The sequence below is a fragment of the Streptomyces sp. JJ66 genome, from assembly GCF_019303495.1.
Taxonomy (GTDB): Bacteria; Actinomycetota; Actinomycetes; order Streptomycetales; family Streptomycetaceae; genus Streptomyces.
Map to the genome: position 1 here is coordinate 106,615 of NZ_JAEVFI010000008.1, position 25,593 is coordinate 132,207.

General features: G+C 72.9%; 25 protein-coding genes. 14 read left to right on the forward strand and 11 right to left on the reverse strand.

Annotated features, from left to right (window positions below; all coding sequences use genetic code 11):
• Positions 1 to 81: 81 nt before the first annotated feature.
• The 4 genes from JJV70_RS07980 to JJV70_RS07995 are packed head-to-tail and all read left to right on the forward strand — an operon-like array spanning position 82 to position 3,581.
• A complete protein-coding gene (locus tag JJV70_RS07980; protein ID WP_219047139.1) occupies positions 82 to 1,050 on the forward strand; it encodes an ABC transporter permease in 969 nt (322 codons plus the stop codon).
• A complete protein-coding gene (locus tag JJV70_RS07985) occupies positions 1,047 to 1,982 on the forward strand; it encodes an ABC transporter permease (RefSeq protein WP_219047051.1) in 936 nt (311 codons plus the stop codon). Before JJV70_RS07980 ends, JJV70_RS07985 begins: the two co-directional genes overlap by 4 nt.
• Positions 1,983 to 2,023: 41 nt before the next feature.
• Positions 2,024 to 2,923, forward strand: coding sequence for an ABC transporter ATP-binding protein (locus tag JJV70_RS07990; RefSeq protein ID WP_219047140.1), 900 nt, complete (start codon positions 2,024 to 2,026; stop codon positions 2,921 to 2,923).
• Positions 2,916 to 3,581 carry an ABC transporter ATP-binding protein gene (locus JJV70_RS07995; RefSeq protein ID WP_219047052.1) on the forward strand — a complete coding sequence of 222 codons (666 nt, stop codon included), beginning with the start codon at positions 2,916 to 2,918 and terminating at the stop codon, positions 3,579 to 3,581. Before JJV70_RS07990 ends, JJV70_RS07995 begins: the two co-directional genes overlap by 8 nt.
• 138 nt (positions 3,582 to 3,719) lie before the next feature.
• On the opposite strand, the gene JJV70_RS08000 is transcribed toward JJV70_RS07995, so the two are convergent.
• The 3 genes from JJV70_RS08000 to JJV70_RS08010 form a co-directional block, all read right to left on the reverse strand.
• Complete coding sequence (locus JJV70_RS08000) at positions 3,720 to 5,075, reverse strand: carboxyl transferase domain-containing protein (RefSeq protein ID WP_257573582.1); 1,356 nt, start codon at positions 5,073 to 5,075, stop codon at positions 3,720 to 3,722.
• Positions 5,072 to 6,520 (reverse strand): acyl-CoA synthetase, encoded by a 1,449-nt coding sequence (locus JJV70_RS08005; protein ID WP_219047053.1) that lies wholly within the window; start codon positions 6,518 to 6,520, stop codon positions 5,072 to 5,074. The genes JJV70_RS08000 and JJV70_RS08005 overlap by 4 nt, the downstream gene beginning before the upstream one ends.
• 270 nt (positions 6,521 to 6,790) lie before the next feature.
• Entirely contained in the window at positions 6,791 to 7,036 is a 246-nt protein-coding gene (locus JJV70_RS08010) for a hypothetical protein (RefSeq protein WP_219047054.1), read from the reverse strand.
• Positions 7,037 to 7,466: 430 nt separating this feature from the next.
• Here JJV70_RS08010 and JJV70_RS08015 point away from each other — a divergent pair, with 430 nt between their 5' ends.
• From JJV70_RS08015 to JJV70_RS08035, 5 genes are all read left to right on the forward strand, one after another.
• Positions 7,467 to 8,270: an SGNH/GDSL hydrolase family protein gene (locus JJV70_RS08015; RefSeq protein WP_308294736.1), complete on the forward strand. Its 804-nt coding sequence runs from the start codon at positions 7,467 to 7,469 to the stop codon at positions 8,268 to 8,270.
• 398 nt (positions 8,271 to 8,668) lie between these two features.
• The gene (locus JJV70_RS08020) at positions 8,669 to 8,854 is read left to right on the forward strand and encodes a hypothetical protein (RefSeq protein ID WP_219047056.1); all 186 of its coding nucleotides are present in this window, start codon (positions 8,669 to 8,671) and stop codon (positions 8,852 to 8,854) included.
• Between the two features lie 65 nt (positions 8,855 to 8,919).
• Positions 8,920 to 9,873, forward strand: a complete 954-nt coding sequence (locus tag JJV70_RS08025) for an oxygenase MpaB family protein (RefSeq protein WP_219047057.1) — start codon at positions 8,920 to 8,922, stop codon at positions 9,871 to 9,873.
• 198 nt (positions 9,874 to 10,071) lie between these two features.
• Entirely contained in the window at positions 10,072 to 10,482 is a 411-nt protein-coding gene (locus JJV70_RS08030) for a roadblock/LC7 domain-containing protein (protein ID WP_219047058.1), read from the forward strand.
• 241 nt (positions 10,483 to 10,723) lie between these two features.
• The gene (locus JJV70_RS08035; RefSeq protein ID WP_257573583.1) at positions 10,724 to 11,596 is read left to right on the forward strand and encodes a DUF6397 family protein; all 873 of its coding nucleotides are present in this window, start codon (positions 10,724 to 10,726) and stop codon (positions 11,594 to 11,596) included.
• On the opposite strand, the gene JJV70_RS08040 is transcribed toward JJV70_RS08035, so the two are convergent.
• Together JJV70_RS08040 and JJV70_RS08045 are read right to left on the reverse strand one after the other, a co-directional pair.
• Positions 11,483 to 12,352 carry an acyl-CoA thioesterase II gene (locus JJV70_RS08040; RefSeq protein WP_219047059.1) on the reverse strand — a complete coding sequence of 290 codons (870 nt, stop codon included), beginning with the start codon at positions 12,350 to 12,352 and terminating at the stop codon, positions 11,483 to 11,485. The two genes, JJV70_RS08035 and JJV70_RS08040, sit on opposite strands and share 114 nt — an antisense overlap.
• 60 nt (positions 12,353 to 12,412) lie before the next feature.
• The gene (locus tag JJV70_RS08045; RefSeq protein ID WP_219047060.1) at positions 12,413 to 14,926 is read right to left on the reverse strand and encodes an RNA helicase; all 2,514 of its coding nucleotides are present in this window, start codon (positions 14,924 to 14,926) and stop codon (positions 12,413 to 12,415) included.
• A 150-nt stretch (positions 14,927 to 15,076) separates the two neighbouring features.
• Here JJV70_RS08045 and JJV70_RS08050 point away from each other — a divergent pair, with 150 nt between their 5' ends.
• Entirely contained in the window at positions 15,077 to 15,871 is a 795-nt protein-coding gene (locus tag JJV70_RS08050) for a metal-dependent hydrolase (protein ID WP_219047061.1), read from the forward strand.
• Positions 15,872 to 15,942: 71 nt separating this feature from the next.
• On the opposite strand, the gene JJV70_RS08055 is transcribed toward JJV70_RS08050, so the two are convergent.
• A complete protein-coding gene (locus tag JJV70_RS08055) occupies positions 15,943 to 16,383 on the reverse strand; it encodes a MarR family winged helix-turn-helix transcriptional regulator (RefSeq protein WP_219047062.1) in 441 nt (146 codons plus the stop codon).
• A gap of 114 nt (positions 16,384 to 16,497) precedes the next feature.
• Between JJV70_RS08055 and JJV70_RS08060 the strand changes: the two genes are divergently transcribed.
• Complete coding sequence (locus JJV70_RS08060) at positions 16,498 to 18,318, forward strand: ABC transporter ATP-binding protein (RefSeq protein WP_219047063.1); 1,821 nt, start codon at positions 16,498 to 16,500, stop codon at positions 18,316 to 18,318.
• Positions 18,319 to 18,369: 51 nt separating this feature from the next.
• On the opposite strand, the gene JJV70_RS08065 is transcribed toward JJV70_RS08060, so the two are convergent.
• Both JJV70_RS08065 and JJV70_RS08070 read right to left on the reverse strand, forming a co-directional pair.
• Entirely contained in the window at positions 18,370 to 18,792 is a 423-nt protein-coding gene (locus JJV70_RS08065) for an NUDIX domain-containing protein (protein ID WP_374227257.1), read from the reverse strand.
• A gap of 51 nt (positions 18,793 to 18,843) precedes the next feature.
• Positions 18,844 to 19,230 carry a VOC family protein gene (locus tag JJV70_RS08070; protein WP_219047064.1) on the reverse strand — a complete coding sequence of 129 codons (387 nt, stop codon included), beginning with the start codon at positions 19,228 to 19,230 and terminating at the stop codon, positions 18,844 to 18,846.
• Between the two features lie 60 nt (positions 19,231 to 19,290).
• Here JJV70_RS08070 and JJV70_RS08075 point away from each other — a divergent pair, with 60 nt between their 5' ends.
• Positions 19,291 to 19,797: an O-acetyl-ADP-ribose deacetylase gene (locus tag JJV70_RS08075; RefSeq protein WP_219047065.1), complete on the forward strand. Its 507-nt coding sequence runs from the start codon at positions 19,291 to 19,293 to the stop codon at positions 19,795 to 19,797.
• 21 nt (positions 19,798 to 19,818) lie between these two features.
• Here the strand turns inward: JJV70_RS08075 and JJV70_RS08080 are convergent, their stop codons facing one another.
• The 3 genes from JJV70_RS08080 to JJV70_RS08090 form a co-directional block, all read right to left on the reverse strand.
• Positions 19,819 to 20,109 carry a YiaA/YiaB family inner membrane protein gene (locus JJV70_RS08080; protein ID WP_219047066.1) on the reverse strand — a complete coding sequence of 97 codons (291 nt, stop codon included), beginning with the start codon at positions 20,107 to 20,109 and terminating at the stop codon, positions 19,819 to 19,821.
• 495 nt (positions 20,110 to 20,604) lie between these two features.
• Positions 20,605 to 21,816, reverse strand: a complete 1,212-nt coding sequence (locus JJV70_RS08085; protein ID WP_219047067.1) for a S1 family peptidase — start codon at positions 21,814 to 21,816, stop codon at positions 20,605 to 20,607.
• A 363-nt stretch (positions 21,817 to 22,179) separates the two neighbouring features.
• Positions 22,180 to 23,337, reverse strand: a complete 1,158-nt coding sequence (locus JJV70_RS08090; RefSeq protein ID WP_219047068.1) for an NAD(P)-binding domain-containing protein — start codon at positions 23,335 to 23,337, stop codon at positions 22,180 to 22,182.
• 52 nt (positions 23,338 to 23,389) lie between these two features.
• On the opposite strand from JJV70_RS08090, the gene JJV70_RS08095 reads away from it, so the two are divergent.
• Both JJV70_RS08095 and JJV70_RS08100 read left to right on the forward strand, forming a co-directional pair.
• The gene (locus JJV70_RS08095) at positions 23,390 to 23,812 is read left to right on the forward strand and encodes a secondary thiamine-phosphate synthase enzyme YjbQ (protein WP_219047069.1); all 423 of its coding nucleotides are present in this window, start codon (positions 23,390 to 23,392) and stop codon (positions 23,810 to 23,812) included.
• Positions 23,813 to 24,064: 252 nt separating this feature from the next.
• Complete coding sequence (locus JJV70_RS08100; protein ID WP_219047143.1) at positions 24,065 to 25,576, forward strand: FUSC family protein; 1,512 nt, start codon at positions 24,065 to 24,067, stop codon at positions 25,574 to 25,576.
• Positions 25,577 to 25,593: the final 17 nt, after the last annotated feature.

Sequence of the window (25,593 nt, forward strand, 5' to 3'; positions counted from 1 at the left end):
GCGGCCGGGCGGTCCTCCGGCCCGGCCCCCGGCCCCGTGACGGCCGCGCCCGGCCGCTGGGCCCGGCTGCCCTGGGGGCCGATGGCCCGGCTGACCGGACGACGGCTGCTGGCGGCCGTCCCGGTCCTGGCCGTCGTCACCTTCGGCCTGTTCGCGCTCGCCGCCGCCTCGCCGTTCGACCCGGTCAAGCAGTACGCGGGGGACGCCGCCCTGCGGGCCGACGGGAAAACCCTCGACCAGCTGCGTGAGAACCTGGGCGTGGACGCGCACTTCGCCGAACAGTGGTGGCGCTGGCTCACCTCCGCGCTCGGCGGTGACCTCGGCCAGTCCAGCACGCTGCGCCAGCCGGTCGCGCAGGTCATCACCGAGCGCATCGGCTGGTCGGTGCTGCTCTGCGCGCTCGCGTTCGTCCTCGCCGTCGTCGTCGGCACCCTGCTGGGTGTGGCCGCGGGCCGCCGCCAGGGCGGCCTGCTGGACCGGTGTGTCACCTCCGCCGCCTACCTGCTCCAGGCCGCGCCGCCGTTCTGGCTCGGTCTGCTGGCGGTGTGGCTGTTCGCGCTCCAGCTCGGGGTGCTGCCCGCGGGCGGCCTGACCGACACCGGCAGCGACACCGTCACCGCCGGGTCGCTGCTGACCCACCTGGCCCTGCCCGTCGCCGTCCTGGCCCTGGCGCAGACGCCGTGGTTCATCCTGTACGTGCGGCAGGGCGTGGGCGACGCGCTGCACGAGGACCCCGTGCGCGGGGCGCGCGCCCGCGGCCTGAAGGAACGCACCGTGCTCTTCGGACACGCCCTGCGCTCCGGACTGCTGCCCGTACTCACGCTCATGGGCTCGCGGGTACCCGAACTCATCACCGGCGCGCTGCTGGTGGAGACCGTCTTCTCCTGGCCCGGCATCGCCTCGGCCACCGTACGCGCCGCCACCGCCAGCGACTTCCCGCTGCTCGCCGCGCTCACCGTGCTCGCCACCGGCGCGGTGCTGCTCGGCAACCTGCTGGCCGACCTGCTCTACGGCCTGGCCGATCCGCGCGTCGCCCTGGAGGAGATGTGAGGGCCACCAGCACCGGCCACGGCACCGGCTCCGCCCCGCACCCCGCGAGCGCGGCGCCGGACAGCGACGGCTGGTTTGCCCCGGCCGGGACGCGGCGCGGCCGCCGCGACTACCGCACGCTGCGGGTGCGCACCGCCGCCGCCGGGTGCCTGGTCGTGGCGCTCGCCGTCCTGCTCGTCCCGCCGCTGTTCCCCCTCGACCAGCAGGCCGTGGACCTGGCCAGCAAGCTCCAGCCACCCTCCCTGGCCCACCCCTTCGGCACCGACGACGTCGGCCGCGACGTGCTGCTGCGCTGCGTCTACGGGCTGCGCGTGTCGCTGCTGGTGGGGCTGGTCGCCGCGCTGGTGGCCTCCGTGCTCGGGGTGTGCGTCGGCGCGCTCGCCGCCGCGCTGGGCGGCGGCACCGACCGGCTGGTCATGCGCGTCGTGGACGGCATCTCCTCGGTGCCACACCTGCTGCTGGGCGTGTTCATCGTCGCGATGTTCCGCCCCGGGGTGTGGCCGGTGGTCATCTCCGTCGGACTGACGCACTGGGTGTCCACCGCCCGCATCGTGCGCGCCGAGATCCACTCGCTGCGCTCGCGCCCCTACATCGACGCGGCCGTCTCCGGCGGCGCCTCCCGCTGGCGCGTCACCGTCCGCCACCTGGTGCCCGGCGTGTGGCCCCAGGCCGCGCTCGCCGCCGTGCTGATGGTGCCGCACGCCATCTGGCACGAGTCGGCGCTGTCCTTCCTGGGCCTGGGCATTCCGCCACACCTGGCGAGCCTGGGCACCATGACCGAGGCGGCGCGCGGCTCGCTGCTGGCCGGGGACTGGTGGCCGACGCTCTTTCCCGGCCTGTTCATCATCATCCCGACCCTCGCCATCGCCGGACTCGCCGGAGTCCTGCGCGAGCGGATCAATCCGCGCCGCCGATCGGAGCTGATGCTGTGACCACCCTGCTGTCGGTGACCGGGCTGTCCGTCCGCTTCCGGATGCGCGGCGGGCGCACGGTGGACGCCGTCACCGGCGTGAGTTTCGGCCTGGCCGCCGGGGAGTGCCTGGCGCTGGTCGGGGAGAGTGGCTGCGGCAAGTCCGTGCTCGCCTCCGCCCTCCTCGGCCTGCTGCCGGGCAACGCGGAGGTGCGCGGCACCGCGCACACCGGCGGACGCGAACTGCTCGGAGCCGACGAGGACACCCTCGCCCGTCAGGTACGCGGACGCCGCGTCGGCCTGGTACCGCAGAGCCCCGCCGCCCACCTCACCCCGGTCCGCACCGTCCGCGCCCAGCTTACCGAGACCGTCCGGGAGCTGACCGGCACGCCGAAGGCCGGGCTGACTGCCGCCGTCACGGCAGCGGCCGCGCGGGCCGCCTTCCCGCCGGACCACCTCGACCGGTACCCGCACCAACTCTCCGGCGGCCTCGCCCAGCGTGCCGCCACCGCCCTCGCCCTCGTCGGCGACGCCCCGCTGCTCATCGCCGACGAACCCACCACCGGTCTGGACCGCGCACTGGCGGACCGCACCATGGACGAACTGCGCCGCCACGCCGACGATGGGCGCGGCCTGCTCGTCATCACCCACGACCTGGCCGCCGCCGCGCGCATCGCCGACCGGGTGGCCGTCATGTACGCCGGGCGTGTCGTCGAACTCGCCCCGGCCGATGCCTTCTTCGGTGAGCCCGGCCCCCGGCACCCCTACGCCGCCGGGCTGCTCGCCGCGCTTCCCGAACGCGACTTCACCCCCATCCCCGGCATGCCCCCGGAGCTGGACGCGCTGCCCGGCGGCTGTGCCTTCGCCCCCCGCTGCCCGCGCGTGACCGACGCCTGCGCCGAGCGCCCCGCCCTGACCGGCGGCACCGCCTGTCACCACGCCCTGGATCCCGCCCATGCTTGAACTGCGCGCCATCACCGCCGGATACGACCGCCGCGCCCCGGTCATGCGCGGGGTCGGCCTCACCGTGACGGGGGGCGAGGCCGTCGGCCTGCTCGGGCCCAGCGGCTGCGGCAAATCCACCCTGGCCCGCGTCGCCGCCCTCCTCCACCGCCCCGACGCGGGCGAGGTGTACCTGGCCGGGGCCCGCGTACGCGGCTTCCGCCACCGCGCGCCGCGAGCCCAGCGCACCGCGATCGGCGTCGTCTTCCAGCAGCCGCGCCTGTCCGCCGACCCGCGGCTGACGCTGCGTGACCTGATCGCCGAACCGCTGCGCGCGACCGGCCGCTCCGCCGAGGTGACCGGTCGCACCGCCGAACTCGCGCACACGGTCGGACTCGGCGGCGACCTGCTCACCCGCCGCCCGCACGAGGTCAGCGACGGCCAGCTCCAGCGCGCCTGCCTGGCCCGCGCCCTGGTGCTGCGCCCGCGTCTGCTGATCTGCGACGAGATGACGGCGATGCTGGACGCTTCCACCACCGCCGCGCTCGTCGGCGTCGTCGAGGAGTACCGGGCGGCCGAGGACGCCGCTCTGCTGGCCGTCGGCCACGACCGGGTGTTGCTGGAACGCTGGTGCGACCGCGTCACCGACTTCCCCGCCCCGGAGCCCGCCGCAGGGTAGGGGCGCAGGTGGAGGCGTGCCCGGGCCGTGTCACCTCCGCGGCACCCGCGAGTGTCCCCCGGGACGCGGCGCGGGCACCGGCGGGGTGACGCTGCCCCACCCTGGGTCCCCACGGCCCGGCCGCGCGCCTGGGGACTCTTACTGCCCCCGCCCCGCCGGTCTGACGACGCCCTCCACCACACCCAGCGCCACCAGGTCCTGGGGCCGCACCCGCAGCTGGTCCGCGGTGCGCTCCACCTCCCCCGGCTCCCGCTTGAGGATCGCCGCGGCCAGCTCCGGGGCGATCACCGAGAAGTAGCTGTCCGGCGTCACCCACGTGCGGCCCGGCGCGGCCAGCGCCAGGGCACCGCCCGAGCCCCCCTCGCCGACCACCAGGGTCGTCACCGGCACCGTGGACTCCGCGACGGCGGCGAAACACTCGGCGATCGCCGCCCCGGCCCCCGCGCGCTCGGCCTCCGCGTCGTTGGCGGCGCCGGGGGTGTCCACCAGCGTGAGCACCGGCATGCCCAGCCGCCCGGCCAGCCGGATCAGCCGCGCCGCGGTGCGGAACCCGGCTGGCCGCGTAGCCGTCCCCAACTGCGCGACGTAGGCCACCGTGCCGCCGTGGCGCTCACCGAATCCGCAGCGCACCCCGGCATCGGTACCGCCGCACCGGTCACCGGAGATGTCCGCGCGCGTGGTGAAGTACGCGTCCAGGTAGGCGTCGGCGCGCGGGCGTCCGGCCGCACGGGCCTGGCGCACCGCCGCCCAGCCAGTGGGGGGCAGCGCCGTGGCGCCGAGGGCGTGCGGCGGCTGAGCCGGACCGGGCGCCGGGCGCGTCAGCAGACGCAGCCAGCGCTCCAGCACGGGCCGCAGCCGCGCCTGCGGCACCACCGCGTCCACGTGCCCGGTGGCGAGCTGGCCCTCGGCGGTGTAGGCGGCCGGGTCCGCGTCCGCGGGCCGTACCCGGGAGCCGGCGAAGCCGATCTGCGCGCCGGGCAGCGCCAGCAGGATGTCGGCACCCGCGCCGAGTGTGGCCCAGCCGCCGCCGGTAGCCGGATCGCGCAGCACCGCGAGCTGCGGCAGCCCAGCCACCCGGGTGAGTGCCGACTGCCGTGCCACCCGCTGCAGTTGGGTCAGCGCGCGCATGCCCTCCTGCATCCGGCTGCCGCCCGTGGCGATCAGCGACACCACCGGCAGCCCCAGTTCCCGCGCCCGGCCGTGCGCCGCCTCCAGCCGGGCGCCGGTGCGCGAGCCCAGCGACCCGCCCAGGAAGCCGAACTCGAAGGCCACGACGACGGCCTGGCACCCCCCGAAGTCGCCCACACCCCACACGACGGACTCGCTCTCGCCCGTCCGCTGTGCCGCGCGCTCCCGCGCCGCGCCGTAGCCGTCCCATCCCAGCGGCCCGTCATACCGCCCGGGTGCGGCGTCGGGCGCGGCGTTCGTCAGGTCGGTGAAGGCGTCGGTGACGGCGGCGACAGCCGAGCGGGCCGAGGCCATGCCGCCGCTCATCCCAGTTCCCGCTTCAGGAGCTTGCCCATCTCGTTGCGGGGGAGGGAGGTCACAAAGCGGACCTCGCGCGGGCGCTTGTGCGGCGCGAGCTGAGCCGCGACATGGTCGGCGAGGGCTTGCTCGCCGGGGCGGGCCGCGTCGTCGGCCGGCACGATCCAGGCGACGACGCGCTCGCCCAAGTCCGGATCGGGGGCACCGGTGACCGCCGCCTCGCGCACACCGGGGAACTCCAGCAGAACGTTCTCGATCTCCCCGGCACCGATCTTGTATCCGCCGCTCTTGATGAGGTCAGTGGACTTGCGGCCGACGATCCGGTAGCAGCCGTCCGGGTCCCGCGTGGCCATGTCGCCGGTGCGGAACCAGCCTCCGGCGAACGCGTCGTTCGTCGTGTCGGGGCGGCCCAGGTACTCGGTGAACAGGTTCGGGCCGCGCACCTGGATCTCACCCACCGTCTCCCCGTCGCTCGCCTCGATGCGCGTGCCGTCGTCATCCACCAGCCGCACGTCCACGCTGGGCAGCGGGACGCCGACGGTGCCCGGCCGGGCGGGGCCGTCCACCCGGGTGCTGGTGTTCATCAGCGTCTCGGTCATGCCGTACCGCTCGATGACGCGGGCGCCGCTCGCCGCGCGGATGCGCTCGTGGTCACGGGCGGGCAGCGCCGCCGAGCCGGAGACCAGCAGCCGGGCCGCTCCCAGCGCCCGGGCGAGCCCGGCGTCCCGCTGCGCGGCCCCGGCCAGCCGGTGGTACATCGTCGGGACGCCGAAGAACATCGTGCCGCCCCGCTCGGTCAGTGCCCGCGTGACGCCCTCGGTCGAGAACCGTCCCAGATGGCGTAGCGTGCCGCCGCGGCGCAGCGGCCCGAGGAGGCCCAGGACCAGGCCATGCACGTGGAACAGCGGCAACGCGTGCACCAGCACGTCGTCCTCCGTCCACTGCCAGGCGTCGGCGACGTCGTCCAGGGTCGCGGCGACCGCGCGGCGCGAGAGGACGACACCCTTGGGCGGGCCCGTCGTGCCCGAGGTGTAGACGATTAGCGCGGCGGAGGCGTCCGAGCCGGGCTCCGGGCTGGAGAGGGGCACCGCGTCGGAGGGCGGGGCCAGCGTGACCGTCAGCTGTGGCAGCCCCTCGACCGGTTCCGGCAGTTCGGTCTTGGGCCCCGTGCACAGCAGGTCCGGGGCGCTGTCGGCCAGGATATGGGCCAGCTCCCGCTGCCCGCTGCCGGGATTGAGCGGCACGACCGGCACTCCGGCCAGCACGGCCGCCACCACGCTCAGCGCGGTGTGCGGCGTCGGCGTCGCCCACACCGCCACGCGGCTCAGCCCGACGAGCTGTCCGGCCAGGGTGTAGGCGGCTCCGGCGAGCTGCGGATAGCCGACCACCACGTCGTCGAAGCACAGGGCCGACTTGTCCGGCTGCCTCTCCAGGGCGGGAATGAGCGCTGACACCCGGGCTCCTTCGGTGGTCGGTGGCGGTGCGGACCGCTGTGGTGATCACGATCCCATCAGCGATCCCCGCCCCGGGCAAGGCCCGACCTGCCGCACGCCCGTGTTCTTTCCGGCCGGGACCCGCGGTCGCCAGACCGGAGGAAGACCGGCCTGGGAGGCAGGCTTACCCGACCGGCACAGGGCTGAGATCACCTGCGGTTTCAGCGGGACCACGGGTCGGGCACGAGGGCAGGGCCACACGCACACGCGTGCGGCCCTGCCCTCGTGCGGTCAGTCTCCCTTGCGGCGCCTCTTGCGGGCGTCCCGGCGCGACCGGCTCCAGAACCAGCCAGCGGGCGGTGCGTCGGCCCGCCAGGGCTGCGGTTCCGGCGGGGCACTGCGCCAGCGCTCCCGCAACATCCTGGTTCGCGCCGCCGGCTCGTTCACCTCGGCCTCGCGGATGAACTGCTCGTTCAGCTCCTGCTCTTCCCAGGCATCCCCACGGCCCTCGTCCCGGTCCTGCGGTTCGCGTTCCACGGCCGTCCTCCGTCCTGCGGTTGCGGCTCCGGCCTGCTCTTAACGTCCGGGGCGTCCTGTTTGTTCCCCGGTCGTCCTCCAGCCGCCCACCACCGCGCCCTTAAGTGTGATGAGCGCACCTCCCTGAGTGGCCCCGGGGGAAGCGGCCGTGCGCTCAGCTCGCCCGGCGCGGTGTGCGCACGACCTGTGGCGTTCTCCTGCGCCACGCCTTCTTTGTGCGCACACGCGTCACGGATGCCCTGTCACCCGATGAGCTGATATCGCGTCACTATGTGGTGTTTGCCCGGTACATCAGGGGTGTGACGCTCGTTTATGCGACAGGACGCACCTCTACACCCCTAATTTTTGGCATGGACACTTCTCGAATGTGTTGGGCGCTGCTACGACGGATGTCCAGACAGTTCCCTCTGTCCCCACCATGGGAGGTTCTGTGAAACTGCCCAGATTCGCGTCGGTTTCGGCCACGGTGGCCGCTCTCGTCGCCCTCACCGGTCTCAGCGGCGGCGCCGCGTTCGCCCAGGAGGCCGCGGCCGAGTCCTACGTGGCGCTCGGTGACTCCTACTCCTCCGGTGTCGGTGCCGGAAGTTACGATCCCGCCAGCGGCGACTGCAGGCGCAGCACCCGCGCCTACCCGGAACTGTGGAGCAACGCCAACAGCCCCGGTTCCTTCGCCTTCACCGCCTGCTCCGGCGCCCGCACCCAGGACGTCATCAACCATCAGCTCGGGCCGCTGAACTCCTCGACGACCCTGGTGAGCATCTCCATCGGCGGCAACGACGCGGGCTTCGCCGACACCATGACCACCTGCGTCCTGCAGGGCGAGAGCGCCTGCGTCTCGCGCGTCAACCAGGCGCGCGAGTACATCAACACCACGCTGCCCGCACGTCTGGACGCGGCCTACGACGCGATCCGCGCCAAGGCGCCAGGCGCCCAGGTGGTCGTTCTGGGCTACCCGCACATGTACGAGCTGAACGGCAGCTGCGTGCTCGGGATCAGCGAGCGCTCCCGGGCGGCCATCAACACGGCGGCCGACGACCTGCACCACGTCACCGCCAAGCGCGCGGCGGACCACGGCTTTACCTATGGCGACGTCCGAGGCGCCTTCGACGGACACGAGATCTGCTCGGGCGACTCCTGGCTGCACAGCCTGACCTGGCCGCTCATCAACTCCTATCATCCGACCGCCGCTGGCCAGTTGGGCGGCTACTACTCCGTGATGGAAACCCTCGCCTGACCGGTGACCTCCCCGCCTGACGGCTCCTGCCTCACTGCCGGGCCCGGTCACTGCCGGGCCCGGTCAGCGCCGTCGCCGGGTCCGCGGCCGTGGGGTCGGCGGACCGCCACCGGCCTCCCGTGCCAGAGCGCGACGGTAGAGGCCCGGGGTGGGTCGGCGGGCAGTACGATGGCCGTGCACGCTGCTCAGGGCGGAGATCCGGAGCTGTGCTGCGGCGCTGGGGGCTACGGCTTCCGTGTATTTCTCATACTTCACTACCCGCCCGGGCGCTCGGGTGCACGCGCACGCCGGGACCGAACCCCGTCCGGGGCCGGAGGGAACGCGGAGCGCCGCGACGGCGTTGTAGTAGGTAGGCGGCCCGACGGGCAGGACCGCCGCGGCTGAGGAGGCGAAGAGGTATGAGCACCCAAGCGAAGATCGCCGTTGGGGGTGTGGCCGTCGGGCTGCTCCTGCTGATCTGGCTCCCCCTGTGGGCGGTCCTGCTGATGGTGGTGGGCGTGCCAGTGGCGGCCTACCTGATGCTGGACCCCTCGCAGCGCCGCCGCCTGCGTCGCGTGTCGTCGCGTCGGCAGATCGGGCGCTGACCCGGCGCGCAGGGCCACGCCACCCGTAGTATGACGGGCCGACAGGTGACGGACTGAGGGGCGGCATGCGGCGATACGACCGGTTGAGGGAGATCCTGCGGCTCGACCCCGAGCGTGACTGCCACCGGATCTACCAGCTCATCGTCACCCAGGAGTTCCCCTGGGACATCACCCGGGCGCTCGAACTCGCCCTCTTCCGCACCTACGCCGTGCCCAGCATCGGCGCTCTCCTCGCGCACACCGCCGAACTGACCGAGCGGCCGCAGAAGCGCTACGACGACACCGCGCTGCTGCTGGACGCCGTCGTCGAGCACGGCTTCGACTCCGCCGAGGGCCGCACCGCCGTCCGGCGCATGAACCAGATGCACCGTGCCTACGCGATCTCCAACGACGACATGCGCTACGTGCTGTGCACCTTCGTCGTCACGCCCACCCGCTGGCTGGACGCCTACGGCTGGCGGCGGCTGACCGACCACGAGACCCGTGCTGTCGCCGCCTACTACCGCACGCTCGGGCTGCGCATGGGCATCCGTGGCATTCCGGCCACGTACCCCGGCTTCGAGCGCTGCCTGGACGACTACGAGGCCGCGCACTACGGATACGACCCCGCCGCCCGTTCCGTCGCCGACGCCACCTTGGATCTCATGGCCTCCTGGTATCCGCGCCCCCTCGCCGCCCTGGCCCGGCGAAGCAGCATCGCCGTCATGGACGACGCCCTGCTCAACGCCTTCCGCCTGCCGCGCCCCGGCCCGGCGGCGCGGCGCCTCGCCCACGGCGCGCTACGGTTGCGCGGGCGTGCCGTGCGGCTCCTACCGCCGCGCCGCACACCGCACTTCGCACGGCAGAACCCGCAGATCAAGAGCTACCCCGGTTACCCCGCGGGCTACCGCCTCAGCGGCCTGGGCACCTTCCCGCTCAGCTGCCCGGTATCCCATGCCGAAGGGCAGGAAGCCGAAGAGCCGGGTGGCCGGTCCCCGGAAACGGGGCGGCCGGAAACCGGGCGGGAGGCGGGGGACTGATCGCCGGGAGCCGGCGGCTCCCGGCGTGCCAGGGCGAAGAAGGCTCGCACCCCGGCCTGGTCGTCGTGGGGCATACCGGCATGATCCCCCACCGCCGCCGTCCTCCCCTCCCCGGTCCACCGCGCGGCGGGTGTTGGCGGTACCGCGGTGATGGGTAGGGGTGGCACGTCGAGTATCACGACGAAGGGGGTAAGGGACATGGCCTTGAGCGCGCAACTCGACTGGCTGCTGGAAGACCTGACCGCGCGGGTGCCCACGGTGCGGTACGCGCTGGTGCTCTCCACGGACGGGCTGGTCACGGCGGTGAGCAAAGAACTCGCGCGGCAGGACGCCGACCGGCTGGCGGCTGTGGCCTCCGGGTTGCACAGCCTGGCCAAGGGCGCGGGCCGGCACTTCGGGGCCGGACACGTGCGGCAGACGATGATCGAGTTTGACGACGGCGTGCTGTTCGTCACCGCGGCCGGTCCCGGGAGTTGCCTGTGCGCGCTGGCCACCGCCCAGGCGGACTTCGGGCAGGTGGCCTACGAGATGACGCTGCTCGTCAGCCGCGTCGGGGAACACCTGGCGGTGGCCGCACGCAGCGGCGGGGGTGCGCCCAAGACAGCCTGAGCATCTGGCGCTGACGGGCCTGGGGGTTCGGGCTGAACCCTATGGAACCACTTTGAACAGGGGTTTCTCCGCGTTGTCCACAGGCCGGGCGGGAAGGTGCCAGGCACCGTACTGTCGTGACACACGGTAATCGAACCCGATCACGGGGGAGGACGTCATGGCAGTGTGTCTCGACCAGCGCGCCCGGGATGAACACCACCCATGTTCCGGCGGCTCCGGAGCGTCAGCACCATCACAGAGCATGGCCCCGCAGCGGGCGCGGCAGGAACTGAAACTCTCCCCACGGGAATTCGCCCTGGCCGTGGAGCTGGGCGAGGTGGCGACGGTACCGGCGGCCCGCGTCGGCGGCCGGCGCCGCGTACCGCTCACAGAACTCACCCGGCTGGGCGCTGAGCCGGGTTTCCCGGAGGCACTGCGGGAGCGGCTGCGGCTCGTGGGGGTGCGCGAGGGCGCGGCGCTGCTCGGGATCGGCCAGCCCCGGTTCACCCGCCTCGCGCGCGCCGGGTGCTTCGGCCCGGTGCGCTGCGCGGTCAACCGCTACCGCAGGCTGGCGTGGCTCTACCTGGCCGCCGAGCTGGAGGAGTTCGCCGCCTGGCAGCCCGGATTGCTGCACGGCGCCCTGCCGCGCACCGTCCGGGAGCTGCTGGCCGAAGGGGTGGACTGGCGGCCGAGGCTGTGGCGCGGCCGCCGCGTTGCCCAGCTGCTGGGGGAGGCGCAGGACCCGTGGGCGGTGGCGGCGGTCCACGCCGCTGTCCTGCCGCCGGACGTGCTGCAGGAGACGGTGCCATCGGTGCGGGAACGGCTCGCGCTGGCCGCCCGGCGCCCCGCGCTCACGGCCACCCGCCCCGGCTCCCCGTCCGGCGCGGCCCTGGCCGGGGTGCTGACGGCCCGCTCCACCGAGGAAGTGCACTGGCACCGTATGAGCCTGACTCTCGTCCTGGCCCAGGCACGCCGCCGTCCGCCGCGCCTGCCCGGCGACGCAGAGGGGGCGGGGCCCGGCTCAACCGTCCAGCGGACGGAACAGGCCCTCCTGCACGACGGAGACGATCAGGTTCCCCGCCCGGTCGTAGATCCGCCCCCGCGCCAACCCCCGGCCACCGGTCGCGATGGGTGACTCCTGGTCGTAGAGGAACCACTCGTCCGTACGGAACGGCCGGTGGAACCACATAGCGTGGTCCAGCGAGGCCATGTCAAACCCGCGCCGCCCCCACAAGGGCTCCACCGGCACGCGCACCGCGTCCAGCAACATCATGTCGCTGGCGTAGGTCAGCGCGCAGGTGTGCACCAGGGGGTCGTCTCCGAGCGGGCCGACCGCGCGCATCCACACCGCGCTGCGCGGCTCCGCGCCCCGTACCTCGTCCGCCGTCCAGCGCAGCCGGTCCACGTACCGGATGTCGAACGGCTGTCGGCGCGCCATGCGCTCCAGCGCCTCGGGCAGCTCACCGAGGTGGTCGCGGATCTCGTCGGCCAGTTTCGGCAGTTCCTCCGGCCCCGGCAGGTCGCGCAACGGCAGTTGATGCTCGATGCCCGGCTCAGCCGCGTGAAAGGAAGCCGTCAGATGAAAGATCGTCTTGCCCTGCTGCACCGCCACCACCCGCCGGGTGGTGAACGAGCGCCCGTCCCGTACCCGTTCCACCTGGTACACGATCGGCCGCCCCGGCGCGCCCGGGCGCAGGAAGTAGGCGTGCAGCGAGTGCACCGGCCGCTTGCCGTCGGTGGTGCGGCCCGCCGCCACCAGCGCCTGTCCCGCCACCTGGCCCCCGAACACCCGCTGCACGTGCTCCGGAGGGCTGTCACCGCGGAAGATGTTCACCTCGATCTGCTCCAGATCGAGGAGATCCACCAGCCGCTCAGCCGCGCTCGCACTCATCGGTGTGCTTCCTCTCAGGTCGGTGCGGACACCGGCGCGGGTGCACCGGTGCTGATGGACTCACAGCGGTCCGACACCGGTGACCTTGACGACGGCCCGGCCCTCGGCGTCCGAGGCGGTCAGGTCTACCTCGGCGGAGATGCCCCAGTCATGATCGCCCTTGGGGTCGGCGAACGTCTGCCGGACGCGCCACAGCCCGTCCCCGGGCACCTCCTCGATCCGCAGCAGCTTCGGCCCCCGCGCGTCGGGCCCGGTGCCGATCTCCTCGTACTCCTCGAAGTACGCGTCCAGCGCATCAGCCCACGCGTCGGCGTCCCAGCCGTCCTCGCCGTCCAGCGCGCCCAGCTCCTCGACCTGGTCGAGCGCGGCCAGCTCCACCCGGCGGAACAGCGCGTTGCGCACCAGTACCCGGAAGGCCCGGGCGTTGGCGGTGACGGGACGGACATGGTCGGCCCGCTCCCGCGCCTCCTCGGCACTCTCCTCGGCCGGGTTGGCCAGTTGCTCCCACTCGTCCAGCAGGCTGGAGTCCACCTGCCGCACCATCTCACCCAGCCATTCCACGATGTCCTGAAAGTCTTCCGACTTCAGGTCGTCGGGCACCGTGTGCTGCAACGCCTTGTAAGCGCTGGCCAGGTAGCGCAGCACGATGCCTTCGGTACGGGCGAGTTCGTAGAAGGAGATGAACTCGCTGAAGGACATGGCACGCTCGTACATGTCCCGCACGACGGACTTCGGGGACAGCGGGTGGTCACCGACCCACGGGTGGGAGGAACGGTAGAGCCCGTAGGCGTGCAGCAGCAGTTCCTCCAGCGGACGCGGGTACGTGATGTCCATCAGGCGTTCCATGCGCTCCTCGTACTCCACCCCCTCAGCCTTCATCGCCGCGACGGCCTCGCCCTTGGCCTTGTTCAGCTGCGCGGCCAGGATCTGCCGCGGGTCGTCCAAGGTCGACTCCACGACGGAGACCATGTCCAGCGCATAGGAGGGCGACTGCGGTTCCAGGATGTCGAAAGCGGCCAGGGCGAAGGTCGACAGTGGCTGGTTGAGTGCGAAGTTCTCCTGCAGATCGACCGTCAGCCGCACCGTGCGGCCCTGTTCGTCGGGCTCGTCCAGCCGCTCCACCACCCCGGCGTCCAGCAGCGAGCGGAAGATGGCGATGGCGCGCCGGATGTGCCGCAGCTGGGCACGCCGGTCCTCGTGGTTGTCCTCCAGCAGATGCCGCATGGCGCTGAACGCGTCGCCCGGGCGGGCGATCACCGCGAGCAGCATGGCGTGCGTGACACGGAAACGGGAGGTCAGCGGCTCCGGCTCGGAGGCGATCAGTTTCTCGAACGTGTTCTGGCCCCAGTTGACGAAGCCCTCCGGCGCCTTCTTGCGCACCACCTTGCGCCGCTTCTTCGGGTCGTCACCAGCCTTGGCGAGCGCCTTCTCGTTCTCGACGACGTGCTCGGGCGCCTGCGCCACCACGAAACCGGAGGTGTCGAAGCCCGCCCGTCCGGCCCGCCCGGCGATCTGGTGGAACTCCCGGGCCCGCAGCACCCGCACCCGGTTGCCGTCGTACTTGGTCAGCGCCGTGAACAGCACCGTGCGGATCGGCACGTTCACCCCGACCCCCAGGGTGTCGGTGCCGCAGATGACCTTCAGCAGCCCGGCCTGGGCCAGCCGCTCCACCAGACGCCGGTACTTCGGCAGCATGCCCGCGTGGTGCACGCCGATACCGTGCCGCACATAGCGGGAGAGGTTGCGGCCGAACTTGGTGGTGAAGCGGAAATTGCCGATGAGCCCCGCGATCTCGTCCTTCTCCGCCCGGGTGCACATGTTGATGCTCATCAGCGCCTGGGCCCGCTCCACGGCCTGTGCCTGGGTGAAGTGCACGATGTAGACCGGTGCCTGGCGGGTCTCCAGCAGTTCGGTGAGCGTCTCGGTCAGCCCGGTCGTGCGGTACTCGTAGCTCAGCGGCACCGGTCGGGTGGCCGAACGCACCACCGCGGTGGAGCGTCCGGTGCGGCGGGTGAGGTCCTCCTCGAACCGGGTGACGTCCCCGAGGGTCGCCGACATCAGCACGAACTGCGCCTGCGGCAGTTCCAGAAGCGGCACCTGCCAGGCCCAGCCCCGGTCCGGCTCGGCGTAGAAGTGGAACTCGTCCATGACGACCTGGCCGATGTCCGCGTCCTTGCCGTCCCGCAGCGCGATCGAGGCCAGCACCTCGGCGGTGCAGCAGATGACGGGCGCGTCCGCGTTCACGGACGCGTCGCCGGTGAGCATGCCGACGTTCTCGGTACCGAACAGCTTGCACAGGTCGAAGAACTTCTCCGACACCAGCGCCTTGATCGGCGCGGTGTAGAAGGTGACCTCGTCCCGCGCCAGCGCCGCGAAATGCGCCCCGGCGGCCACCAGGGACTTCCCCGATCCGGTGGGCGTGGAAAGGATCACGTTGGCCCCCGACACCACCTCGATCAGCGCCTCCTCCTGGGCGGGATACAGGGCGATGCCACGCTCCTGCGCCCACGAGGAGAAGGCGTCGAAAAGGGCGTCGGGGTCGGCGTCTCGCGGCAGCTGATCAATGAGCGTCACGCCCCCCATACTGCCTGCCCGCACCGCCCGGCGGGGAACCGGCCGCCGGGCCAAGATCGCTGGGGGCTACGCTGTCCGGCACCGCGACCGCCTTCCGGGCGGACAACTGGGCCGCGGTGGCGCACAGTACGGCGATGGGGTGGGACGCACATGATGGGACCGGCACACTCACTGTCGGGGGCCGCGGCCTGGCTCGGGGCGGGCGCGGTGGCGTCCGCGCTGGACCGCCCGATGCCGTGGCCGGTGCTGGTCGCCGGTGCGCTGATCTGTTCCGGCGCGGCGCTCGCCCCGGACCTGGACCAGAAGTCGGCGACGATATCGCGCGCCTTCGGCCCCTTCTCCCGGCTGCTGGCCGTGGTCATCGACAAGCTGGCCGCCGCGGTCTTCAACGCCACCCGGGGCAAGGGCGAGCCCAAGCGCAGCGGCGGGCACCGCACCCTGACCCACACCTGGATCTGGGCGGTGCTCATCGGTGCGGGCTTCTCGGCACTCGCCGTGTTCGGTGGCCGCTGGGCGGTCCTGGGCATTCTGTTCGTGCACATGGTGCTCGCCGTGGAAGGTCTGCTGTGGCGCGCGGCCCGGGTCTCCAGCGACGTGCTGGTGTGGCTCCTGGGCGCGGCGGCGGCATGGATACTCGCGGGCATCCTCAACCGTCCCGGCTACGGCTCAAACTGGCTGTTCACCGAGCCGGGCCAGGAGTACCTGTGGCTTGGCCTGCCCATCGTGCTCGGTGCCGTGGTGCACACCATCGGCGACGCGCTCACCCTCTCCGGGTGCCCGGTGCTGTGGCCACTGCCGATCAAGAGCAAGCGCTGGTACCCCGTCGGCCCGCCGTCCTTCATGCGCTTCCCCGCGGGGCACTGGGTGGAGGAGAAGGTGCTCATGCCTGCCTTCGGCCTAGCGGGCGGAGCCGGAGCGATCTACGCCCTGGGGCTCATAGCCTGACGCGGTGACGTGGCGGGGACAGGGTGCGGCCTGCGTCGCGTGGGTCGCCGCCGGTGAGGCCGTCCGGCGGGTCAGGTGTGGTCGTGCTGGCGCACGTCCAGTGCGGTAAGCAGCTCGCCCAGTCGCGCGCGCTGTTCATCCGCCAGTGGTGCCAGGAGGTCCTCGGCCGCTTCCCGGCGGGCGTGCCGCAGCTGGTGCAGCAGCTCGCGCCCCCGGTCGGTGAGCTCGATGCGCACCACCCGGCGGTTGGCCGGGTCCGGAACCCGGCGTACCGCCTGGCGTTCCTGGAGGCCGTCGATCAGTGTGGTCACGGCGCGGGGCACGACATCGAGCCGTGCGGCCAGATCCGCCATGCGCGGGGCCGTGGTGCCGTGGGCCACGACGCCGAGCAGGCGAGCCTGTGCGGGCGTGACGCCCAGCGGCTCCAGCCGTTGCCGCTGGGCCCGGTGCAGGCGGCGGGAGAGCCGGATGAGCTGGTCGGCAAGTGACCCGTCGGCGTCAGCGGAAAGCATGCCCGGAGCTTAACAGGACAAAGCTCATTGTGAATATAGGTAACGATCGACTATCGTCACTGTGGCAGCTTGCGCACCGGCACGCCACCGGTGCCGGACAGCCCGAAGGAGCCCATGCCCCACGACGCACCCCGGTGGACCCCGCCGCCCCAAGACCCGAACCGGCCGCCGCCTCCGCACCAGCTGCGCCGCATCATGCGGCTGTTCCTGCCCTACCGCGGACGGCTCGCCGTAGTGGGCCTGCTGGTGGCAGCCGCCTCCCTCGTCACTGTCGCCTCACCCTTCCTGCTGCGCGAGATCCTCGACGTGGCCATTCCCGAACGCCGCACCGGCCTGCTCTCCCTGCTCGCGCTCGGCATGATCGCGACGGCCGTGCTGACCAGCGTCTTCGGCGTACTGCAGACGCTGATCTCCACCACCGTCGGGCAGCGGGTCATGCACGACCTGCGCACCGGCGTCTACACCAAGCTGCAGCAGATGCCGCTGGCGTTCTTCACCACGACCCGCACCGGCGAGGTGCAGTCGCGCATCGCCAATGACATCGGCGGCATGCAGGCCACCGTCACCTCCACGGCCACCTCCCTGGTCTCCAACGCGACCTCCGTCATCGCCACCATCGCCGCCATGCTGGCCCTGGACTGGCGTCTGACGCTGGTCAGCCTCGCGCTGCTGCCCCTGTTCGTCTGGATCAGCCGTCGCGTGGGCCGGGAGCGCAAGCGGATCACCACGGCCCGGCAGCAGCAGATGGCCGCCATGGCCGCCATGGTCACCGAGTCGCTGTCCGTCAGCGGCATCCTCCTCGGCCGGACGATGGGCCGCTCCGACTCCCTGACCAGAGGCTTCGCCGACGAGTCCCAGCAGCTGGCCGCTCTGGAGATCCGCTCCAGCATGGCCGGGCGGTGGCGCATGGCCACGATCGGCATCATCATGGCGGCGATCCCGGCACTGCTGTACTGGTCGGCGGGCCTGCTGCTGGAGGTCGGCGGACCGGCCCTGTCCATCGGCACGCTGGTCGCGTTCGTCACGCTGCAGCAGGGGCTGCTGCGTCCAGCGGTCTCCCTGCTGAACACCGGTGTCGATGTCCAGGCATCGCTCGCGCTCTTCCAGCGCATCTTCGAGTACCTGGACCTGCCGGTTGACCTCGCGGAGCGGCCGGACGCGGTATCCCTGGAGGCGCCGCGCGGCGACGTGCGCTTCGAGGACGTGACGTTCCACTACGCCGGAGCCGGGGAACCCACCCTGCGCGGCATCGACGTCAGCGTGCCCGCCGGTTCCGCCCTCGCCCTCGTCGGCGCCACCGGTTCCGGCAAGACCACCCTTGGTTACCTGGTCCCGCGCCTGTACGACGTAAGCGCGGGCCGCGTCACCGTGGACGGGGTGGACGTACGCGAGCTGGATTTCGCTTCGCTGGCCCGCGCCGTCGGCGTCGTCTCCCAGGAGACCTACCTCTTCCACGCCTCCGTCGCCGAGAACCTCCGCTTCGCCAAGCCGGAGGCGACCGATGAGGAGCTGGTCGCCGCCGCCCGCGCCGCGCAGATCCACGACCACATCACGGCCCTGCCGGACGGCTACGACACGCTCGTCGGCGAGCGCGGTTACCGCTTCTCCGGCGGGGAGAAGCAGCGGCTGGCCATCGCGCGCACGATTCTGCGCGACCCGCCGGTTCTCCTCCTGGACGAGGCAACCTCCGCCCTGGACGCCAGGACGGAGCAGGCCGTGCAGGCGGCCATCGACGAACTGTCCGCGGGACGGACCACCATCACCATCGCCCACCGCCTGTCCACGATCCGCGGCGCGGACCAGATCGTCGTCCTGGACGGCGGCGAGATCGCCGAGCGTGGCACGCACGAGGAGCTGATGGCCCGCGGCGGCCGGTACGCGGCCCTCGTCCGGCGGGACGCGCAAGCCCCGGCCCCCGCCGAACTGCCGAGCTGACACCCACGGGCTCGCGACCCCCAGCGGCAGCTCACTGCCCGGCCCGGGTCATCAGCGCAGCAGTCCGTCGGCGTACAACTGGTCGAAGACGAGCCGGTCGACCGGTGGTGTGCGCTCACGGTCCGCGTAGGTCAGCCAGGCGAGCTCGGCGATCTCGCCCGCGGCGGCCGGGGTACCGAGATGGTCGGCCGTGTAGCAGGCCATCAGCACCGTCCGGACGCCGCCCCCGCCCGCTGCGTCGTCCGCGGCCCCGGCATCGTCATCGACGGGCGCCTGGTAGGTGCCGAAGTGCGCGGCGGTGTGGGGCAGCAGCCGTACTGTCAGCTCCTCCTCGGCTTCCCGCACCAGTGTGTCGAGATCGCGCTCCCCGGCGTGCCGCTTGCCGCCCGGGATGTAGAACAGCGTCCGGCCCTTGGTGCGAGCGGTGAGGATGCGCCCGTCCCGCACGTGAATCCATGCCACGGTATCGATCACCCGGTGCAGCCTGCCCCACGGCCACTGTCCGCCGTAAACCGGGGTCCCGGTTCAGCGACGGGTCAGCGGAATGCCGGGCGGGGCGGGCGGCGTGAAGACACAGAACTCGTTGCCCTCGGGATCGGCCAGGACGTCCCAGTCGCGCTGGGCGTCCCGCCGGCGGACTAGGGTCGCGCCCAGCTCCAGCAACTCGGCCGAATCGCCCCACACGTCCAGGTGCATGCGGTTCTTCACCGTCTTCGGCTCCGGCACCGGGTTGACCCAGATGAGCGGTCCATAGCCGCGCGGATCGTGGATGGGCACCGGCCACTCCACGGGCGGCGGCTCGTGGCCCGGCTGGGGCGGCCGCCGGGTGTATCCGAGCGCGGCGCACCACCAGTCGGCCAGGGCCTGGTGGTCGAGGGCGTCCAGGGCCAGGTCCTTGAAGCGTGCGGCCATGTGCGGATGCTACTGGCCACGAGCCGCGGCGGCGCGCTGACAGCGTGGCACGATGGCGGTATGAAGGTCACGTGCGTACGCGGGGATATCACCGAGCAGCAGGTGGACGCCGTGGTCAACGCGGCGAACTCCTCGCTGCTGGGCGGCGGCGGGGTTGACGGAGCGATTCACCGGGCCGGAGGCCCGCAGATCCTCGCGGAGTGCCGCGACCTGCGTGCCTCCCGCTACGGCGAGGGACTGCCCACCGGGCAGGCGGTGGCCACCACCGCGGGGCGGCTGCCCGCGCGCTGGGTCATCCACACCGTGGGCCCGGTGTGGTCGGCGAGTGAGGACCGGTCGGATCTGCTCGCCTCCTGTTACCGCGAAGCGCTTCGGGTGGCCGATGAACTGGGTGCCCGGACAGTGGGCTTCCCGGCCATCTCCACCGGCGTCTACCGCTGGCCGCTGGAGGACGGCGCGCGGATCGCGGTGGAGACGGTGCGGGCCACCCCGACGGCGGTCGAGGAGGCCAGGTTCGTCCTGTTCGGCGAGGCGGCCTACGCGGCGTTCGGCGCGCGGGCCGCGTAGGTGAGCTCTCGCGGCCCGCCATCAGAAGTTCTTGACCTCGAACGGGTCGTGCTCGCTGATGAGCTTCTCCATCCGGGCCTGGTCCACGCGGGCCGTGACCTGCTGGCTCTCCTGCCGGTCGCGCACGCACTTGGCCAGCGTGAACGTCGAGGAGACCAGGAACAGCAGACCGAGGGCGAGGAAGCCGCGCTCCCACGGGCCGAGCGGCATGTAGACAACGCCGACCGTGACCGCGAACAGCGCCAGCGCGAAGGCGATGATGGACTGGACATAGAACGCGGCTGTGGTGGGCCGCTGCACGGGTGACGTCATGGCCCCAGGATCACCACGAACGTGACGCGGGACATGAGTACGGGTACTCATTCCGCCACCGCCGAAGCGCGCGGCGTGGGCGGGCAGGTGCGTGAGTTGGTGCAGCGGGACCGCACCTGACGCCCCGGCAGCAAACGCACCTCCGCGTAGGCGGGCGGTACGCAGAGTCTCGGAGAAGAGGGCCTGCTCGCCGCCGGGCACGAGCCGCCGGGCGTCGCAGACGGAGCCGCCGCTGACCGGACGGCTGGGCGGACGGGGCGTGCGAGGAGGCCGCCACGCGGGAGGCCACACCGTCATGCCCCGAGCATCGCAGACTGCTCGGGGCATGACTGGGGGAGGGCCTGCCCGCCCCGGCGAAGTACGGGCAGGCCCGGCGCCGCTGCGGGGCAGGTGCAGCGGCGCCGCCGGGAGGCCACTGCCGACGGGGACACTCCCCCATCACACCCGTCGGCAGCGGCAGGACCGACCGTGCACGGGCCGGTCCGCTTGGGGGGGTCAGTCGAACAGATCGAGCAGGAATCCGAGGCCGCCGTCACCGTCGTTCTCACCGAGGCCGGCGTCCGCGCCGTCGTCCGGTGCCGCGCCGGACGAGTCCGACGCCGCACCCTGGGGGAGCTGCGCGCCGACCGCCGCCAGGGCGGTGGTGACGGGCTGGAAGAAGGTGACACCGCCTTGCGTGCAGTCGCCGCTGCCGCCGGAGGTGAGGCCGACGGCCGCGTCACCCGAGAACATGGACCCGCCGCTGTCACCAGGTTCGGCGCACACATCAGTCTGGATGAGCCCGGTGACGATGTCGCCGCCTCCGTAGTTGACTGTGGCGTCGAGCCCCGTGACGACGCCCTGGCTCAGGCCCGTGGTGCTGCCGCTGCGCTGCACGGGCAGGCCCACGCTCGCCTCGGCGACCCGGGTGATCCGCTGCGAGGTGCCGTCGTGCAGGTCAACGGTGCTGGGCGCCTCGGCGCTCTGGTCGTCGTAGACGACGAGGGCGAAGTCACCGTCTCCGGGGAACGTGGAGGCCGCGGCGGTGCCCAGCGGTTCGGCACCGGCCTGGTCCGCGCTCCACGTTGGTGAAGCCTGGGTGCAGTGGCCCGCGGTCAGGAACGCCTTGGCGCCCCCAGCCTCCACGTTGAAGCCGAGCGAACAGCGCGAGCCGCCGCCGAAGATGGTGTCGCCCCCGTCCACGGGACCGGCGAACGGCGTGAAGGTGCCCGGCGCCCGGCGCACGGTCACCGTATCGCCCAGCGCGCCGGTGACCTCGGTCAGCCGCTCCCAGCGGTCGCCAGTGACGGTGCTATCGGCGTGGACCACGACACGGTTGCTGCGCGGGTCCACCGACCAGGCCGTACCCGGGACCGAGGCGTCCGCCGTCAGCGCCCGGGCGCTCGCCCGCAGCTCCGCGGTGGTGTGCTGGACGGACCGGGGCTCGCCGCCCGTCTGCCGCACCCGTTCGGCGGCCTGGTCGCCGAGCACGTTGACGACGAGCTGCCGCGTATCGGCGTCGTAGTACCACCCCGCCGCCTGGTCACCGAGGTCGCGCGCGAGACGCGGCCCGAGCTGCCCGGCGTCGGCCTGGGAGAAGGTGCGCGCGGCGTCCGGCGTCTCGGGGGTCGCGTTGGCGTTCGGCAGCAGGACGGCAGCCCCCAGCAGACCGGCGCTAGCCGCGGCGACCGCGGCCCCGGTGCGCTTTTTCACTCGGCGATGGCTCACGTGGCTGACCTCCAGGCGACGATCGGGTGGTCCCCTCCGGGAACCCGCTGGATCTACGCCGCCTGGTACGCGAGCGCCGCGGCCCGGCGTTCACGCCTGCCGGAATTTGTCACCATTGGCACAAAACCCGCCCCGCCACTCGCCCCAAGCCCCGCCTGACCCGGTGGCCCGTCGAACACCTGACCCACCCCGCGATCGCGCGCCGACCCCCGTCGCCGGAAGGTGGCGCGCTCCAGCCAGAACTCCAGCAACTCCCGCTCCCCGAGCATCTCAACGCGCTCGCTGTCCAGCGGCAGCCGCCGGTGGGGCCTTGCAACGGCCCGGTGGCGTCAACGCGCTCTGCGGACCGGCGCTTGCGCACTGTCAGCATGGCGCGTCACACAGCTCCCCATCAGTTTGTGGTGCGGCCATCGCGCCCTCGGGTGAAGAACCACCCACCGGTTCACCTCTGCCCGCTTCCCCGTGCCGCGAGCGGCCCAGCAGCCGGACCACATCCGCCACCGCGGCCCGCCCGGCCCGGTTGGCGCCGATCGTGCTGGCTGACGGGCCGTACCCCACCAGTTGGACGCGCGGCTCCCGCACCACCCGGGTGCCCGCGAGCCGGACGCCGCCGCCCGGCTCGCGCAGCCGCAGGGGCGTCAGATGCGCCAGGGCGGGACGGAACCCGGTCGCCCATACGATGACGTCGGCGGCCACCTCGCGTCCGTCGGCCCACACCACGCCGCCGGGTGTCACCCGGTCGAACATCGGCAGCCGCTCCAGCACTCCGCGCTCCCGCGCCTGCTCCATCGCCGCCGTCATCGGCAGCCCGGTGACGGAGACCACTGACTGCAGCGGCAGGCCGTGCCGCACCCGCTCCGCCACGAGTGCCACGGCCGCGCGGCCAGCCTCCGCGTCGAAGGGTCCGGCGCGAAAGCGCGGCGGGCGCCGGGTGACCCACGTGGTGGCCGCCGCCGTCTGAGCGATCTCCAGCAGGTGCTGCACCGCCGAGGTCCCGCCGCCCACGACCACCACGCGCTGCCCCGCGAAGGCCCGTGGGCCGGGATACCGCTGGGTGTGCAGCTGACGCCCGGTGAAGGTCTCCTGCCCCGGGACGCGGGGCCAGAACGGACGCTCCCAGGTCCCGGTGGCGTTGATCAGCGCCCGGGTCCGCCACATTCCGGCCGAAGTCTCCACAATCAACCGCCCTCGCGACCCGTCCCGCACCGCGCGCACGTCGGCCGGACGGCGGACGGGCAGCGCGAACGCCTTCTCGTACCGCGCGAAGTAGGCGCCGATTACCTCGGCGGAGGGGCGGTCGGGATCGGCTTCGGCCAGCTCCATGCCCGGCAGGGCGTGCATGCCGTGCACCGCACCGTACGTCAGCGTCGGCCAGCGGAACTGCCACGCCCCGCCCGGACGCGGCGCGTGGTCCAGCAGCACGAACTCCTCGTGTGGCACGAAACCCCGGCGGCGCAGGTGGTAGGCGCTGGACAGCCCCGCCTGTCCGCCGCCGACGACCACGACCTCCACGTCATCCATGCTCCTGGCAACCACTATGAGCGCCGCGTGCTTCCCGGGGCAGGATGAGGGCATGAGCGAACGGTTCACCACGCGCGTCCTCGACATCACTACCGGCTCCGCCGAGACGGTCACCGACCTCACCCGGGAGTGCGAGCGCTACCTGGCCGACGTGGCCGCCGGGAGCGACGGGCTGCTGAACGTCTTCACCCCGCACGCCACGGCGGGCCTGGCGATCCTGGAGACCGATGCGGGCAGCGACGATGACCTGCTGGCGGCCCTGCGCGACCTGCTGCCCGCCGACGACCGCTGGCGCCACCGGCACGGCAGCCCCGGACACGGTCGCGACCACGTGCTCCCCGCCCTCGTCCCGCCCCATGCCACTCTCCCCGTCGTCGCAGGGCGGCTGGCCCTGGGCACCTGGCAGTCGGTCTGCCTGGTTGACACCAACCGCGACAATCCCCGGCGCCAGGTGCGGCTGTCCTTCCTCGGCTGAGCCCGCAGACGCCGGGAGTCCCTACAGACGCCGGGAGCCCGCCCTTGGGGCCGCCTGCGACGATTCACGGGCGGGGGACCGGGCGGGGAATACGGCGGGGGAGCGCCGCGCTGGAACGTTGGCGCTTTCGGCGGCCGATTTGGATGCAGGGGGCAAGAGATGCTTCCATCGAAGGCGTATCACGATGCGGACACCCGGTGCGCCGGGTGGTGAAGGCTGTCTACAGGAGGCGTGGAGCACGGAGTGAAGCAGATGTTCGTGGCGCCCGACCCCCGGCGGGTCCGGCTTCGTTCGTCGCTGCGCGCGGTGCTCGGCGTGGGCCTCGCGGTCGTCGCCGTCGCGCTTACCGGGCTGGGGGTGACCTCGGTCATCACCGGCGGTCTGGCAGCCCTGCTCGCGCTGTTCACGGTGACTGATCCGGCCGTCTCCCGGCAGGCCGTCACCACCGCGCTGCTGCCGGTGGTCGGTCTTCCCGTGCTGGCGCTTGCCGCGCTGCTGCACGCGCTGCCGCTGGCGCGGGACGCCGTCTTCCTCGGCATCGTGTTCGCCGGTGTTTACGCCCGCCGGTACGGGCCGCGGGGGAACGCGCTGGGCATCTTCGCCTTCATGATGTTCTTCGTCGCCCAGTTCCTGCACCCCGCCCCCGCGGAGCTGGTGGGGTTCGGAGGCGCTGTGCTGTTGTCGCTGGCCGCCGCCGCACTGGTCCGGTTCGGGCTGTGGCGGATCGAGCGGCGGGATCTGCCGCCCGCGGTCCCGGTCATGGCCGACGGTCGCGGGCTGCGGCGTCCGACCACCCGGCAGGCGGTACAGGCCACGGTCGCCTGCGCGCTGGCCCTGGCGGCGGGACAGGCGCTCTCCCACGAGCGCTGGTACTGGGCGGTGGGCGCGGCCTGGTGGATCTTCGTCAACACCGCCTCGCGGGGAGAGACCCTGGTCCGCGGGTTCCGGCGGGTGCTGGGCACGGTGTGCGGCATCGCGGGCGGTCTCCTCGTCGCGCTGCCGGTAGGCGGGGCGCCGGCGCCGACCGCGGCCATCGTCGCTCTCTGCGTCTTCGGCATCTTCTACACGGCCGCCGTCTCCTACAGCTGGATGATGTTCTTCGTCACGGTGATGGTCGGCCTGCTGTACGGGCTGCTGGGCGTGCTGCACGCCGGGTTGCTGGGCCTGCGCGTCGCGGAGACGGCACTCGGCGCGCTCGGTGCGGCGGTCGCCGTGGCGGTCGTGCTGCCTATCACCACCCACGCGGCCACCCACGCGTGGATTCAGCGCGCCGTGCTGTGCCTGCACCGGTGCACCGAGCAGGCCGCACGCCGCCTGTCCGGCGAGGAGAGGGCCGACCCGGCCGCAGGCATCGCCGAGCTGGAACTGCTGCTCGGCCGGGCCCGCACCGCGCTCGCCCCGCTCGTCCACCCGCTCAACCCGCACCGCGCCCGCAAGGCCCGCGCCCGGCTCGTGCTCGCGCTGCTGGACGACTGCGCCCGGGAGGCCAAGGGCTTCGCGGAGACCGCCGCCGACCCGTTCGCTTCCCACGACGCCCGGCTCAGCGCCGCCTGTGCCCGGGTGGAAGACGCCGTCCACCGGCTCCTGCGGCAGCAGAGCACCACGCCCGCTCCGGCCCCCAGCGCGTCCGTGTCACCCGCGCTCACCCCGCACCCGACGGCTGACCGTGCCCTGGCCCACCTCCACGGCCTGGAGTCCGCCCTGGTCAGCCTCGCCGCGCCCGTGCACAGCGCCCCGCGCGCACCCCTCCAGGCGGCCGCGTAGCCGGTCACCCCTGCCGC